Source organism: Micromonospora sp. NPDC050276, assembly GCF_044459545.1.
Lineage (GTDB): Bacteria > Actinomycetota > Actinomycetes > Mycobacteriales > Micromonosporaceae > Micromonospora.
Map to the genome: position 1 here is coordinate 48,536 of NZ_JBITJA010000004.1, position 13,658 is coordinate 62,193.

Annotated in this window: 11 protein-coding genes; 5 read left to right on the forward strand and 6 right to left on the reverse strand. The window is 72.1% G+C overall.

What is annotated here, in order from left to right; translation table 11 throughout:
* Positions 1-53 precede the first annotated feature (53 nt).
* Positions 54-611, forward strand: coding sequence for a hypothetical protein (locus ACIBF8_RS09140; protein WP_396781841.1), 558 nt, complete (start codon positions 54-56; stop codon positions 609-611).
* Positions 612-828: 217 nt separating this feature from the next.
* Positions 829-1,221: an FKBP-type peptidyl-prolyl cis-trans isomerase gene (locus ACIBF8_RS09145; protein ID WP_396781843.1), complete on the forward strand. Its 393-nt coding sequence runs from the start codon at positions 829-831 to the stop codon at positions 1,219-1,221.
* A gap of 84 nt (positions 1,222-1,305) precedes the next feature.
* On the opposite strand, the gene ACIBF8_RS09150 is transcribed toward ACIBF8_RS09145, so the two are convergent.
* Positions 1,306-1,692 (reverse strand): STAS domain-containing protein, encoded by a 387-nt coding sequence (locus tag ACIBF8_RS09150; RefSeq protein WP_396781844.1) that lies wholly within the window; start codon positions 1,690-1,692, stop codon positions 1,306-1,308.
* A gap of 262 nt (positions 1,693-1,954) precedes the next feature.
* On the opposite strand from ACIBF8_RS09150, the gene ACIBF8_RS09155 reads away from it, so the two are divergent.
* On the forward strand, positions 1,955-2,971 hold the full coding sequence (locus ACIBF8_RS09155; protein ID WP_396781845.1) for an SMP-30/gluconolactonase/LRE family protein: 1,017 nt from the start codon (positions 1,955-1,957) through the stop codon (positions 2,969-2,971).
* A gap of 97 nt (positions 2,972-3,068) precedes the next feature.
* Here the strand turns inward: ACIBF8_RS09155 and ACIBF8_RS09160 are convergent, their stop codons facing one another.
* Positions 3,069-4,337 carry an Ig-like domain-containing protein gene (locus tag ACIBF8_RS09160; RefSeq protein ID WP_396781847.1) on the reverse strand — a complete coding sequence of 423 codons (1,269 nt, stop codon included), beginning with the start codon at positions 4,335-4,337 and terminating at the stop codon, positions 3,069-3,071.
* Between the two features lie 683 nt (positions 4,338-5,020).
* On the opposite strand from ACIBF8_RS09160, the gene ACIBF8_RS09165 reads away from it, so the two are divergent.
* The gene (locus ACIBF8_RS09165) at positions 5,021-5,977 is read left to right on the forward strand and encodes a sugar phosphate isomerase/epimerase family protein (protein ID WP_396781849.1); all 957 of its coding nucleotides are present in this window, start codon (positions 5,021-5,023) and stop codon (positions 5,975-5,977) included.
* A gap of 23 nt (positions 5,978-6,000) precedes the next feature.
* Positions 6,001-8,100 carry a PQQ-dependent sugar dehydrogenase gene (locus ACIBF8_RS09170; protein ID WP_396781850.1) on the forward strand — a complete coding sequence of 700 codons (2,100 nt, stop codon included), beginning with the start codon at positions 6,001-6,003 and terminating at the stop codon, positions 8,098-8,100.
* Positions 8,101-8,179: 79 nt separating this feature from the next.
* Here the strand turns inward: ACIBF8_RS09170 and ACIBF8_RS09175 are convergent, their stop codons facing one another.
* From ACIBF8_RS09175 to pdhA, 4 genes are all read right to left on the reverse strand, one after another.
* The gene (locus tag ACIBF8_RS09175) at positions 8,180-9,859 is read right to left on the reverse strand and encodes a right-handed parallel beta-helix repeat-containing protein (RefSeq protein ID WP_396781851.1); all 1,680 of its coding nucleotides are present in this window, start codon (positions 9,857-9,859) and stop codon (positions 8,180-8,182) included.
* 128 nt (positions 9,860-9,987) lie between these two features.
* A complete protein-coding gene (locus tag ACIBF8_RS09180; protein ID WP_396781853.1) occupies positions 9,988-11,376 on the reverse strand; it encodes a dihydrolipoamide acetyltransferase family protein in 1,389 nt (462 codons plus the stop codon).
* Positions 11,361-12,365, reverse strand: a complete 1,005-nt coding sequence (locus ACIBF8_RS09185) for an alpha-ketoacid dehydrogenase subunit beta (protein ID WP_396782459.1) — start codon at positions 12,363-12,365, stop codon at positions 11,361-11,363. The genes ACIBF8_RS09180 and ACIBF8_RS09185 overlap by 16 nt, the downstream gene beginning before the upstream one ends.
* A complete protein-coding gene (gene pdhA, locus ACIBF8_RS09190) occupies positions 12,362-13,528 on the reverse strand; it encodes a pyruvate dehydrogenase (acetyl-transferring) E1 component subunit alpha (RefSeq protein ID WP_396781855.1) in 1,167 nt (388 codons plus the stop codon). Before pdhA ends, ACIBF8_RS09185 begins: the two co-directional genes overlap by 4 nt.
* Between the last annotated feature and the right edge of the window lie 130 nt (positions 13,529-13,658).

The following is a 13,658-nucleotide window of genomic DNA, read 5'->3' on the forward strand; positions in this document are numbered from 1 at the left end:
GGGCGTCCACTGGAGTTGCCACCGGGAAGCGCGGTGCGAAGCTGAGAAGGGACGTGGAGACCATGACCGCGACGATCGAGCGGGTCACCGCCGACACCACCGCTGCGACGACCGGGACCGCTCACCAGCGGGCCGTCCGGTACATCCTGGCCGGCACCCGGCTGGCGCTCGGCTGGATCTTCCTCTGGGCCTTCGTCGACAAGATGTTCGGCCTCGGAATGGCCACCGAGTCGAAGAACGCCTGGATCAACGGGGGCAGCCCCACCAAGGGATTCCTGACCTTCGGCGTGACCGGCCCGTTCAAGGACCTCTACACCGGGATCGCCGGCGCCGCCTGGGCGGACTGGCTCTTCATGGCGGGCCTGGCCGGGATCGGTGTCGCCCTGCTGCTCGGCATCGGCATGCGGGTCGCCGTCGTGGCCGGTGGGCTGCTGCTGGTCCTGATGTGGACCGCCGTCCTGCCTCCGGAGAACAACCCCTTCATGGACGACCACCTCATCTACGCCGCGGTGCTGGCGGTCCTGGCGCTGGTCAACGCCGGCGACACCTGGGGCCTCGGTCGGGCATGGGCGACGCTGCCGATCGTCCGGCGGCTGCCCTGGCTCCGTTGAGCCACAGCGCACCCCCTGGGCGGGCGTCACCGGCAACCGGTGACGCCCGCCCCGGCGTCGTCCCACGGCTGGGGCCCGGAGCGCCAGGCCCGGCGGGTTCAGGCGCAACGTGGGGGGCAACCGCGCAGGTGGCGGGTCCGCCGGACATCGGCGAGGGGTGATCCGGCAGGATCGAGGGTGACCGGACACATCACCCAACACGGCAGGAGATCCCCGCATGAACCAGGCAGCAGGCGCCCAATCGGGTAAGCCCGAGGTTGGTCCGATCGAGGGTGCACCGCCGGCCGACCTCGTGATCGAGGACATCACCGTGGGCGACGGCCCGCAGGCCGAGCCGGGCCAGCTGGTCAGCGTGCACTACGTCGGCGTGTCGCACTCGACCGGCGCCGAATTCGACTCGTCCTGGAACCGGGGCCAGGCGTTCGACTTCCCGCTCGGCGGCGGTCAGGTCATCGCCGGCTGGGACCAGGGCGTCGCCGGCATGCGGGTCGGCGGCCGTCGCCGTCTGACCATCCCGCCGCACCTGGGGTACGGCGACCGCGGCGCCGGCGGCGTCATCAAGCCGGGCGAGACGCTGGTCTTCGTCGTCGACCTGCTCGGCGTGCGCTGACCGATCGTCGGGGGGTCGCCGGTCCACGCCGGCGGCCCCGCCCCGCGCCCGACTGGCGCGGTCGGCCCGCACCCCGCGACGAGGTCAGGCGGCCAGTTGCAGATGCGCGGTCGCGGCCACCGGGCGACGTGCGGCCTCGATCGCCGCGGTCGGCTCCAGGATCGTCATCACGCGATGCAGCCCGCTGACCCGCAGCACCCGCGCCACCACCGGGCTCGGGTCGACCAGGACCAGCTCGCCACCGCAGGCCCGCACCCGCAGGTGCGCGGCGAGCAGCGCCCGGACGCCGGCGGCGGAGAGCAGCCGCAACTCGGACAGCTCCAGGTGGAGCAGCGGGCGAGCCGGCGCGGACCACAGCGCGGACCGGAACTCGGCCACCGTGGCGATGTCGACCTCGCCGGCCACCCGCATGAGGACCATCCGGTCACCCACGCTGACCTGCACGTCGAGCCGGTCGCTGCGCTCTTCCATGCCCCAAAATCTAGCCGCCACCACCGACACTTTCGCCGCTCCCGGGAGTGATTCCGGGTACGTCCAGGGGCATACCCCGAGGTGTCCCGCCTCCCTCTCGGGGTGGAGTCGGGGTCCCGGGCGGCCAGCGAGCCCGTCCGGCGTTCCTCCCGCGGGTCGGCGGGTGGGCGGACGCCGCCGATCCGGTGCCGCGCACGGACGCCGGCACGCCGCGCGGGCGAGGATTCGGAGTCGGCCGACACCGCCGGTGGAGAATAGGCCGATGCTGATCCCCCGGCCCCGGCCGCCCCGGCTGATCCGTCCCGTCCGCGAGCCGGCGACCAGCCCGCCGGCGCTGGCCGGGCCGTGGGCCCCCACCGACCGACGGCTCGACGAGGCCGATTTGCTGCCCCTCCCCCAGGGCGCCGTCGGCCCGGAGGACGTGCTGGTCGACGGCACCGGGCGGGTGATCAGCGGCGACGAGGACGGTCGGCTCTGGTGGTGGCCGGTCGACGCGCCGGCCGGCACCAGACCGCAACTGCTGGCCGAGACCGGTGGCCGTCCGCTCGGCATCGAACTGGACCCGTCCGGCGAGGCCCTGGTGGTCTGCGACGCGTACCGCGGGTTGCTGCGGGTCACACCCGACGGCGCGGTACGCGAACTGACCGGGACGGCACCGCCGGTGCACCTGGCCAACAACGCGACGGTGGGGCGCGACGGCACCATCTACTTCACCGACAGCTCCGACCGTTTCCCGGTCTCGCACTGGAAGCGGGACCTGCTGGAGCACCGCCCGAACGGGCGGGTGCTGGCCCACCATCCGGGCAGCGGCCGGACCGAGATCGTGGCCGACGGGCTGTACTTCCCCAACGGGATCGCGCTGACCCCGGACGAGTCGGCGCTGCTGCTCGTGGAGACCAGCACCCACCGCCTGCTACGCGTCGAACTGGCCGGCGGAGTGCGGGTTCTCGCCGACCTGCCGGCGTACCCGGACAATCTCGCCTCGGTGGGTGACGGGACGTACTGGATCGCGTTGCCCAGCCCGCGGGTGCCGATCGCCGAGCGGCTGCTGCCCCATCCACGGCTGCGCCAGATCGCGGCCCTGCTGCCCGACGCGATGCAGCCGCAACCACGCCGCTACGGGCTGGTCGCGCTGGTCGACGGCACGGGCGGGGTCCGCCGGACGCTGCACGGCCCGAACGGGCACTACTCGATGATCACCGGGGCACGCCAGCACGACGACCAGCTCTGGCTGGGCAGTCTGACCGGGCCCGGGGTGGCCCGCGTACCCCTGGCGTGATGGCCGGGATGGGGTGTCGCGCCGGTCACTGACCGGGCGACGACCGGGCCGGTCCGCCGTCGTGGCGGGCCGGCCCGGTCGTGCCGCAGGCGGTCTCTCAGCGGCCGCTGACCGAGGGAGCCGGGGCGGGCGACCCGCCGGCCACCGCTCCCGGATGCGCCGGGGCGACCGGTGCCGGCTTGAGCCCGGGCGGCACCGGCAGGGCGCTGCCCCTAACGAACTCGTCCCAGCTCACGTTCCAGGCGGTCCACCCGTTGCCCGGTTGCAGCTCCACCTCGGTGCCCTTGACGGTCACCAGGTCACCGACCTGCGTCACCCCCATCAGCCAGTCGGCCGCGGTGGCGGAGACGTTCGCGCAGCCGTGCGAGACGTTGGTGTTGCCCTGGTCCCCCTCCGACCAGGGGGCGGAGTGGATGAACTCCCCACCCCAGGTGTATCGCTGGGCGTCGTCGACGTCGACCACATAGCCGCCGTTCGGCTCACCCCGGGTGTCGAAGGTGGTCCGCTCGTGCTTCTCCATGATCACCATCTTGCCGCTGGAGCTGGGCGTGCTCGGCTTGCCGAGGCTGACCGGGATCCGGCGGATCTGCTTGCCGTCGCGCAGCACCGTCATCTGCTTGGTGGCGTTGTCGATCTCCAGCGAGACCTGCCGCCCGATCGTGGAGGTCGCGCTCCGCTCGGCATCGCCGACCTTGTCCTTTCCGATCGGCAGACCCTCCAGGCCGGCCCGAACGCTGATGGTGGTCCCCGGCTTCCAAAAATCGGGCGCCCGGTAATAGACCTGGCTGCCATCCTCAAGCCACGACCAGGTGCCCGGCTGCGGTGGATTCGTCTTTACGAACAACCGCCGTTGCACATCCGCTCTGGCCTCTTTCGGAATTCCCGGGTCGAACGCCACCGTTACCGGCATTGCCGTGCCGTACGTCCGATTACCGTTGAAATACAAGGTGCTGGTGATCTGCGGCTTGGTCGATTTGGCCATGGTGGTGAACGTGGTGGTGCGGGTGGTGGTGGCACCGGAGTCACCGGTCGCGGTCACCTCGGCGGTGTAGGTCCGCCGTGGTTGCAGCGGCGCGCTCGGCACCCACCCGGAGCCATCCTCGCGCGGCTCGGCCTTGACCTGCTTGCCCTTGTCGTCGGTGAGGCGTACGTCAGTGACCCGTCCACCCTTGACCACGGTGCCCACCTCGGCGCTGACCGGGACGTCGCGGGCCTTGTCCCCCGGCGTCACGGCGAGTTCCGGCGCGGCGGCATGCTTCTTGGCCGAGCCGGTCGCCGACTCCCGGTCGGCGGTGCACCCACCCAGGACGAGTGGTGCGGCTGCGATGGTTACCGCCAACAGCGTCAGTCGCCGCCTAGACGTCATGTTCAGTCCCCCCGTTTTCGGCTTCCCTCCGCTCACATTCTTGCCTGCCCCCGAGAGCCATTCGCGCCTTTTAGAAATAATCGGCGGCGCATTTATCGACGCGTTTTCCGACAATGTTCTTCTTGGCCGGAACAGGAGCCCGACGGGCCACTGTCTGCGCTTTGCCCCGCTTCAGCGGACGCGACATCGTCTGTCCGAATGGTGAGCTCTGGCACGGCACGGCCTGAGGCGAAGCGGACCGGCAGGACCGTTCGTGATCGACTCGGTGTCACTGAAACCGGGGTATCGAGAGGCGCCGGATACCCCGGTTTCCAGGAAGCCGAGTGGATCAGCCGACACGCGGGCGCGGGGCAGAAGTAGGAGGTCTCGGCGGGTGACGCACGTCGTGGGCGAACTTTTGTCAGGTGAAGCGAAACTTCTGGCGAACGCGACGAAGCTTTGCCTTCGCCAGGGGGCAAGGGTAGGGTCACGATCTAGATAGAGGGTTGCCCATTCGTCGATCAACTTGCCGCCACCTCTGCCGGGTCGCCGCATTCCGCTCCCGATGGGTCCGGGCCGCACCCGAGCGCCGTCCCTCACCGTCCAGCCGGAGCCCGCCTCCGGCCGGTTCGGCGCGCCCGGCAGACGGCAGTCAGGTCGACCGCCGCCGACGGCGTACCAGCCGTCAGGAAGGGACCACCACCATGGATCAACAACTCAACCGACCGGGGCGGACACCGGCGTCCGAGCCGGTCAGCCGGCGTGGCGTGCTGCGCGCCGCGACCGTCTCCGCCGCCGCCGTCGGTGCCGCCGGTCTGCTCGCCGGCCCGGCCACCGCCGCACCCTCGGCGCAGTCCCAGCGCCGCCGGCGGGTGCCGGTGGATCGGATCAGCATCCAGCTCTACACGCTGCGCGACCAACTCGCCGCCGACCTGCCCGGCACCCTGGACGCGCTGCGCCGGATCGGCTATCGGCGGGTGGAGCACGCCGGTTTCGTCGGCCGCACCGCCGCGCAGTTCCGGGCCGCGCTGGACGAGGCCGGGCTGCGTTCCACCTCCGGGCACGTCGGGATCCCGCAGCCGTTCGACGCCGCCACCTGGGAGCAGGCCCTCGCCGACGCCCACGTGGTGGGCTGCAAGAAGATCGTCCACCCGTACTTCGGTCGGGACGCGAGCGGTCAGCCGATCCGGGACCCTGCCGTCTACCGGGCCCTCGCTCGGGACCTGAATCGCGCCGGTCGGCTCGCCGAACGCGCGGGGCTGGAGTTCGGCTACCACAACCACCAGCTCGAGTTCGTGCCGCTGACCGGCGGCTCGACCGGGTTCGACATCCTCAGCGCCCAGACCGATCCCCGGCTGGTCCACTTCGAACTCGACCTCTACTGGACCTGGCGGGGCGCCCACGACCCGGTTGACGTTATCCGGGCCAACCGCGGCCGGATCCGCCAGGTGCACGTCAAGGACCTCGACGTCGAGGGCGGTTTCGCCGACCTCGGCGACGGCGTCATCGACTTCGGCCGGATCTTCGCCCACGAGCGGGAGGCCGGCATCGAGGAGTACATCGTGGAGCGTGACGACGCGGGCACCCCGCCACGCTCCCCCGCCGACGCCCTGGACACCGCTCGCGTCGGCTTCGACTATCTCGCTTCACTTCGGTACTGAAACCACCTCGGGGGACACACCTGATGAACAGGACCGCATTCGCGTCCGCCCTGCTGCTGGTGACGGCCAGCCTGGTCGTACCACCGTCGGCAGCGGCCGCAGCGCCGGCCGCGCCGCCGGACAGCAGCTTCCAGAAAGTGACACTGAACGACTTCCCGGGCGAGCCGATGAGCCTCGCCGTCCTGCCCGACCTGCGGGTGCTGCACACCTCCCGCACCGGTGAGGTCCGCATCCACGACCCCCGCACCGGGCTGAACACCCTCGCCGCCGACATCCCGGTGTACGAGCACGACGAGGAGGGGTTGCAGGGCGTCGCCATCGACCCGAATTTCGCCCAGAACAAGTGGGTCTACCTCTACTACTCGCCGCCGATGAACACGCCGGTGGACGACCCCGCCACCCCCGACGTCAACGAGGGGGACGCGCCGGAGACCGGCACCGAGGCGGACTGGCAGCGGTTCAAGGGCGCGCTGCGGCTGTCCCGGTTCAAGCTGGACGGGATGAAACTGAACCTCGCCAGCGAGCAGCAGATCATCGACGTACCCACCGATCGGGGCATCTGCTGCCACGTCGGCGGGCAGATCGACTTCGACAGCAAGGGCAACCTGTACCTGTCGACCGGTGACGACACCAACCCGTTCGCCTCCGACGGCTACATCCCGATCGACGAGCGGGCGAACCGCAACCCGGCGTACGACGCCCAGCGCACCTCGGCCAACACCAACGACCTGCGCGGCAAGCTGCTGCGGATCAAGGTGAAGGCCGGTGGCGGCTACACGGTGCCGGCCGGCAACCTGTTCAAGCCGGGCACCGCCCAAACCCGTCCGGAGATCTACGCGATGGGGCTGCGCAACGCGTTCCGGTTCGCCGTCGACCGGCGTACCGACGACGTGTACCTGGGCGACTACTCCCCGGACGCCGCCAACCCGAACCCGGAGCGCGGTCCGGCCGGGCACGGTCGGTGGATGCGCATCGACAAGCCGGCGAACTACGGCTGGCCGTACTGCGTGACGCCGACGATCGCCTACCGCGACTACGACTTCGCCACCGGCGAGTCCGGAGCCAAGTTCAACTGCAAGCGCCCGGTCAACGAGTCGCCGCACAACACCGGCAAGCGGCAGCTGCCGCCGGTCGAGCAGCCGGAGGTCTGGTACCCGTCCGCCGCCTCGGGTGAGTTCCCGCAGCTGGGCACCGGCGGTATCGGCCCGATGGGTGGCCCGGCGTACCAGTACGACGGAACCAGCACGTCGCGGACCCGGTGGCCGGCGTACTACGACGGGGTGCCGCTGTTCTACGAGTGGACCCGGGACTACATCAAGGAGTTCCGCCTCGACGAGGACGGGGACGTGCAGGACATCCGGTCGGTGGTGCCGTCCCTGGTGGTGGACAACCCGATGGACATGGAGTTCGGCCCGGACGGCGCGCTCTACGTGCTGGAGTACGGCGACGGTTACTTCGCCGAGAACCCGGACGCGCAGCTGTCCCGGATCGACTTCGTCCGGGGCAACCGGACGCCGATCCCGAAGATCAGCGGCACCCCGACCGTCGGGCAGGCCCCGCTGACCGTCGCGTTCTCCAGCGCCGGCACGACCGACCCGGACGGTGACAAGCTGAGCTACGCGTGGGACTTCAACGCGGACGGCTCGGTGGACAGCACCGCCGCGAACGCGAGTTGGACGTTCCCGGAGAACGGCTCGTACACGCCGACGCTGAAGGTGACCGACCGCACCGGACGGTCCGCCGCGGCCTCGCTGCCGCTGGTGGTCGGGCCGACCGCACCGCTCGTCGAGTTCGTCGCTCCGGTGGCCGGGCAGCCGTTCCAGTTCGGGCAGACGGTCGCGTACGAGGTGAAGGTCACCGACGATCTGCCGGTGGACTGCTCCCGGGTGAAGGTCACCTACGTGCTCGGGCACGATGAGCACGGGCACCCGCTCTCCACGGCGACGGGTTGCTCCGGCACCATTCCCACCTTCGTGGACGGTGGGCACAGCGGCGCGGACAACCTGACCGCGGTGTTCGTGGCGGAGTACACCGACGCGCCGACCGACCCGGGCGTACCCCCGCAGTCCGGCTCGGCGACGGTCGTGCTGGACCCGACCCCGGTGGCCGGTCTGGCCGGCTGACCAGCTCAACCCCAGACAGTGGCGGCGGCCGGAGCACTCCGGCCGCCGCCGCTCGTCGTTGCGCTACCCCGGGGGGCGGTCAGCTCCAGTCGCTGTCCACGTGGTTGTCCCGCCAGCGGCCACCGACCGGCGGGGTGTCCAGTCGCATCCCCTCGACGGCGTTGCCGGCCAGGTCGTTGTCCTCGACCCGGCAGTCCACGCAACTGCCCCGTCCGGTGATCCACAGTCCGTGCGTCTGGGTCTGGTCGTCGTGGTTGTCCCAGATCCGGTTACCGCGGATGGTGGCCGAGTCGAACGGCGCGTCGATGGTGATGCCGGCCCGCCGTTGGGGTGCGGCGGCCAGCTCGTAGGCGCGTCCCGGCGACGGCACGTCCCCGCTCCAGGCGCTGAACGCGTCCGGGCGGACCGGGGCGAGGGTGAGTTCGTCGCCGGTGTTGGAGGCCACCATGGCAACGGTTCGGCCGACCCGCAGGACCTTGCCCCGGTGCCCGTCGTGCGGCCAGTTGGCCGACCGGTCCACCAGGCACCGCTCGCTGTAGCGGACGGCGTCGCCCGCGCCGCCGGCGGCCTCGCCGTACTGCCGTCCGTTGTTGCGGATCCGGTTGTTGAGCAGCACCGCGTCGGTCATCTGGTGGTCGATGCGGATCGCGTCCAGCCCGTTGCCCCAGAGCTCGTTGCTCTCGATCACCACGTCCCGGATCGCGCCCCGGTACCCGCGCCCGAGGTCGTGCGCGTGGTAGCCGTGCCGACCGTTGTCGCTGATCCGGTTGCCCCGCACGGTGTACGGGCCGGGGCTGTTGCCGATGCTGACCCCGTCGCACATGTTGCCGTCGATGACGCAGTCGGTGAGCAGCCCACCCCGACCGGCCACCGACGAGGTGCCCTGCGCCGACACGTCGAACCCGGTCTCCAGGTTGCCGGTGATCGTGCAGGCGGAGACGATCAGGCCGTCGGCGCCCCAGTCGGAAATACCGAACCGGTTGCCCTGACTGTGGCAGCCGACGATGCGGTAGCCGCGCGGTGGCGGCCAGTAGTCCTTCTGCAACTCCAGGAAGATCCCGTTGGTGCCGTTGGCCAGGGCGGTGCAGTTGGCGATGGTCAGCCGCTCCATCGCTCCCCAGCCGCCGATGCCGATCCCGATGCCGGCGCCGCCCATCTGCTCGCCGTTGTCCAGTCGGCCACAGCCGACCACCACCACGCCGTCGATCAGCGAGTCCTGCAGGAAGTCGCAGCCCAGCCCGGTGGCGGCGGTGTGGTGGATGTAGAGGTTGCGGAAGACGCCCCGCACCACGTACTGGAGGCCGAGGCCCTTGGCCAGGTAGTTGTACTCGGCCATCGCGACGCCGGAGCCGTCGATCTGGAAGTCGGCGAAGGTGCAGTCGGCGATGTGCCGGTCCCGGTCGGCGCCGTGCTGCACGGTGGTCCAGAAGGCCAGCGGGGTCGGGTCGGCCCGGTTGCCCTCGTTGCTGAGCATGAACCGGGTCGCCGCCGGGCCGGCCCCGATCAACGACACGCCGCTGCGCCACACCGTGCCCGCGTCCCGGATCGAGTAGATCCCGGGCGGGCAGTAGATGACCCGGGCCCGCCCGTCCGAGGCGTACCCGGCGCCGAGGCGGTCCACGAGGGCGGCCAGCGCCGGCTGGTCGTTGGTCGAGCCGTCACCGGTCAGCCCGTACTCCAGCGCGTCGCAGTAGAGCGGCGCGCCGGCCGAGGCGGGCCGTCGTACCCGGACGGAATTCAACAGCAGCTCGCTCGCCACGGGCCGGCTCCCTTCGACGCGGCCGGTGCGCTCCGGCGGGGCCGACTTCCCGATCACACCGCCGGGAAACCCCGGGCGTGCGTCGGCCCCGGCGCCGCGGGGGCAGCGCCGGGGCCGGGGGGTACGCGTCAGACGGCGGCGATCAGCAGCGCCGGGCGCTCCACGCAGTCGGCGACGTGCCGCAGGAAGCCGCCGGCCACCCCGCCGTCGCAGACCCGGTGGTCGAAGGTGAGGCTGAGCTGGGTCACCTTGCGGACGGCGAGCTGCCCGTCGACCACCCACGGCTTGTCCACGATCCGGCCGACCCCGAGCAGGGCCGCCTCGGGGTGGTTGATGATCGGGGTGGAGCCGTCGACGCCGAACACCCCGTAGTTGTTCAGCGTGAAGGTGCCGCCGGTCAGCCGGGCCGGCGGCAGGCTGCCGGCCCGCGCGGCGGCGGTGGTCGCCGCCAGCTCGGCGGCCAGCTCCGCGGTGGTGAGCCGCTGGGCGTCGCGCAGCACCGGGACCAGCAGACCCCGGTCGGTCTGCGCGGCGATGCCCAGGTGCACACCGGCGGACTGGACGATCCGCTGCGCCTCGGTGTCGACCCGGGCGTTGAGCTGCGGGAACCGGCGCAGTCCGCTGAGGCAGATCCGGGCCAACAGGGCCAGGATGCTCACCGGCGCGTCGGGCGTCGCCGCGTTGATCGCGGCCCGGGTCTCCAGCAGCCCGGTGGCGTCCACGTCGACCCAGATGGTCACCTCCGGGATCTCCCGCCGGCTGCGGGAGAGCTTGTCAGCGATCACCTTGCGCACACCGGTGAGCGGGACGATCACGTCGCCGTCCCCGACCGGGCTCGGCGTGACCTGCGGGTCCGGCACGGCCGCGAGCCGGGCGGCGGGCACGGTCGGCGCGCCCTCCACGTCGGCGCGGCGGATCACGCCGCCGGGCCCGGTGCCCTGCACCGTGCCGAGGTCGACGCCGCGCTCGCGGGCCAGTCGCCGCACGATCGGCGAGATGACCAGGGCGGTCGGGGTGGCCGCGCCGCCAGCCGGGCCACCGCCTGCGGTCGCGGCGGCGCCGGCGGCCACGCGAGTCGGGCCCGCGCCGGCGCGCGGAGCATCGGCCGGCTCGGGGGCCAGGGCCAGGCGCGTTCGGCGTCGACGGCGGGTGCCGCCGCCGTGCCCGGTGCCGTAGCCGATCAACACGTTGCCGGAGCCGGCCCGCTCCTCCTCGCGGTAGGTGGCGTGCCCGGCGGGCTCGTCGCCGCCGTCCAGCGGCGCGATGGTGATCAATGGCTGGCCGACCGGACGTACCTCACCGGCCGCGCCGTGCAGGGTGACCACCCGGCCGGCGTACGGGCAGGGCACGTCGACGACGGCCTTGGCGGTCTCCACCTCCACCACGCTCTGGTCGACCGTGACGATGTCGCCCACGGCGACCCGCCACTCGACGATCTCGGCCTCGCTCAGCCCCTCGCCCAGGTCGGGCAGGAGGAAGACCTGCGTCCGTTCGACGGTGGTCATGCCGCCGCCCAACGCGCGTCCGGCTGGTCATCCCACTGCAGGCGGGCCACCGCGTCGAGCACCCGGTCCACGCCGGGCAGGTGGGTGTGCTCCAGCATCGGCGCCGGGTACGGGATGTCCAGCCCGGCGACCCGCAGCACCGGAGCGTGCAGCGCGTGGAAGCAGCGCTCCTGCACCCGGGCGGCGATCTCCGCGCCGACCCCGGCGAAGCCGGGGGCCTCCTGGATCACCACGCACCGGCCGGTACGCCGGACCGAGGCGGTGATGGTGGCGTCGTCGAACGGCACGATGGTGCGCACGTCGACGACCTCCAGGTCCCACCCCTCCTCGCGGGCGGCCTCGGCGGCCTCCAGCGCGACCGGCACCGCCGGCCCGTACGCCACCAGGGTGGCGTCGCGTCCCGGCCGGCGCACGACGGCCCGGCCGAACGGCGCGGTGCGGGTGGGCAGCGACGCGTCGGCGCTGGCGAAGTAGAGCTTCTTGGGCTCCATGAAGACCACCGGGTCGGGGTCGTCAATCGCCTCCCGCAGCAGCGAGTACGCGTCGTCGACGGTCGCCGGCGTGACCACCTTCAGACCCGGGGTGTGCGCGTAGTACGCCTCGGACGAGTCGCAGTGGTGCTCGACCCCGCCGATCCCGCCGGCGTAGGGCACGCGGATGACGATCGGCACGCTCAGCGCGCCCCGGGTGCGGTTGCGCAGCTTCGCCACGTGCGAGGCGATCTGCTCGAACGCCGGGTAGGCGAACGCGTCGAACTGCATCTCGACCACCGGCCGCAGACCGGACATGGCCAGGCCGACGGCGAAGCCGACGATGCCGGCCTCGGCGAGGGGGGTGTCGAAGCAGCGGGTCTCGCCGAAGCGGGCCTGCAGGCCGTCGGTGATCCGGAAGACGCCGCCGAGCGCGCCGACGTCCTCACCGAAGACGACGACGCGGTCGTCGGCGGCGAGCGCGTCGGCCAGCGCGGTGTTGAGCGCCTTCGCCATGGTGGTGGCCATCAGGCGTCACCCTCCTCGTCGCGGGCAGCGGCCAGCTCGGCGCGGACCTGCTCGCGCTGTTCGATCAGCTGCGGGGTGGGCTCGGCGTAGACGTGGTCGAAGAGGCTCAGCGGGTCGACCGTCGGCTGCTCGTTCATCCGGGTCCGCAGGTCCGCCGCGTACGCCTCGGCCTGCTCGGCGATCTCGGCGACCGCCGCGTCGTCGAGCACTCCACGGGCCCGCAGGTAGGTCTCCAGCCGGGCGACCGGGTCCCGGTCCCGCCAGGCGTCGACCTCGGCGCCGTCGCGGTAGCGACTGGCGTCGTCGGCGTTGGTGTGCGGCTCCATCCGGTAGGTGTGCGCCTCCACCAGGAACGGCCCCTTGCCCGCACGGGCGTGCGCGACCGCGCGGGTGAGCACGGCGAGCACCGCGACCGGGTCGTTGCCGTCGACCTGCTCGCTGGGTACGCCGTAGCCGACGCCCTTGTAGGCCAGCGACGGCGCGGCGGTCTGCCGCGAGAGCGGGACGCTGATCGCGTACCGGTTGTTCTGCACGAAGTAGACCACCGGCGCCTTGAACACGGCGGCGAAGTTGATCCCCTCGTGGAAGTCGCCCTCGCTGGTGGCGCCGTCGCCGATGAAGGCCAGCGCCACGGTGTCTCGGCCCTGGTACGCCTCGCCGTGCGCCAGCCCGGCGGCGTGCACGCACTGGGTGGCGAGCGGGGTGCACTGCGGCGCGGTGCGTACCTGGTTCGGGTCGTAGCCGCAGTGCCAGTCTCCGCGCAGCAGGGTGAGCACCTCGACCGGATCGATGCCCCGGGCAACCAGCGCCGTCGACTCACGGTAGGTGGGGAAGACCCAGTCGGTGTCGCGGACCGCGAGCACCGCGCCGACCTGGCACGCCTCCTGGCCCCGCGAGGATGGGTAGACGGCGAGCCGGCCCTGCTTGGTCAGGGCGGTCGCCTGGGTGTCGAAGCGGCGGCCGAGCACCATCCGGCGGTACAGCTCGCGCAGCACCTCGACGGGGGGCTCGGGATAGTCGGTGCGGGCGGGCAGCGGCGTGCCGTTCTCGGCGAGCAGGCGGACCGGCTCGGCGTCCGGTAGCAACGAGCGCGCCGGGTCGGGCGGGGTGACCGCTCGACGGGTGCGCGGGGATGCCCTGCGGACCGCCTGGGGAGTGGTCGTCACGGCGGAACCTCCTGGGACGTGTGGTGAGCCTATGCTTCCGCTTGTGGATGATTGACTCAAGATCGACACGGAAGGCGGGACGGTTGGCATGCGGAGGGCACATCGGTGAGCCAGGAGACCGCCGACGAAG

Bases quoted from the DNA above. Each gene is read 5' to 3' on its own strand.
- ACIBF8_RS09145 (WP_396781843.1), top strand. From the start codon at position 829: ATGAACCAGGCAGCAGGCGCCCAATCGGGTAAGCCCGAGGTTGGTCCG.
- ACIBF8_RS09150 (WP_396781844.1), bottom strand. From the start codon at position 1,692: ATGGAAGAGCGCAGCGACCGGCTCGACGTGCAGGTCAGCGTGGGTGAC.
- ACIBF8_RS09155 (WP_396781845.1), top strand. From the start codon at position 1,955: ATGCTGATCCCCCGGCCCCGGCCGCCCCGGCTGATCCGTCCCGTCCGC.
- ACIBF8_RS09160 (WP_396781847.1), bottom strand. From the start codon at position 4,337: ATGACGTCTAGGCGGCGACTGACGCTGTTGGCGGTAACCATCGCAGCC.
- ACIBF8_RS09165 (WP_396781849.1), top strand. From the start codon at position 5,021: ATGGATCAACAACTCAACCGACCGGGGCGGACACCGGCGTCCGAGCCG.
- ACIBF8_RS09170 (WP_396781850.1), top strand. From the start codon at position 6,001: ATGAACAGGACCGCATTCGCGTCCGCCCTGCTGCTGGTGACGGCCAGC.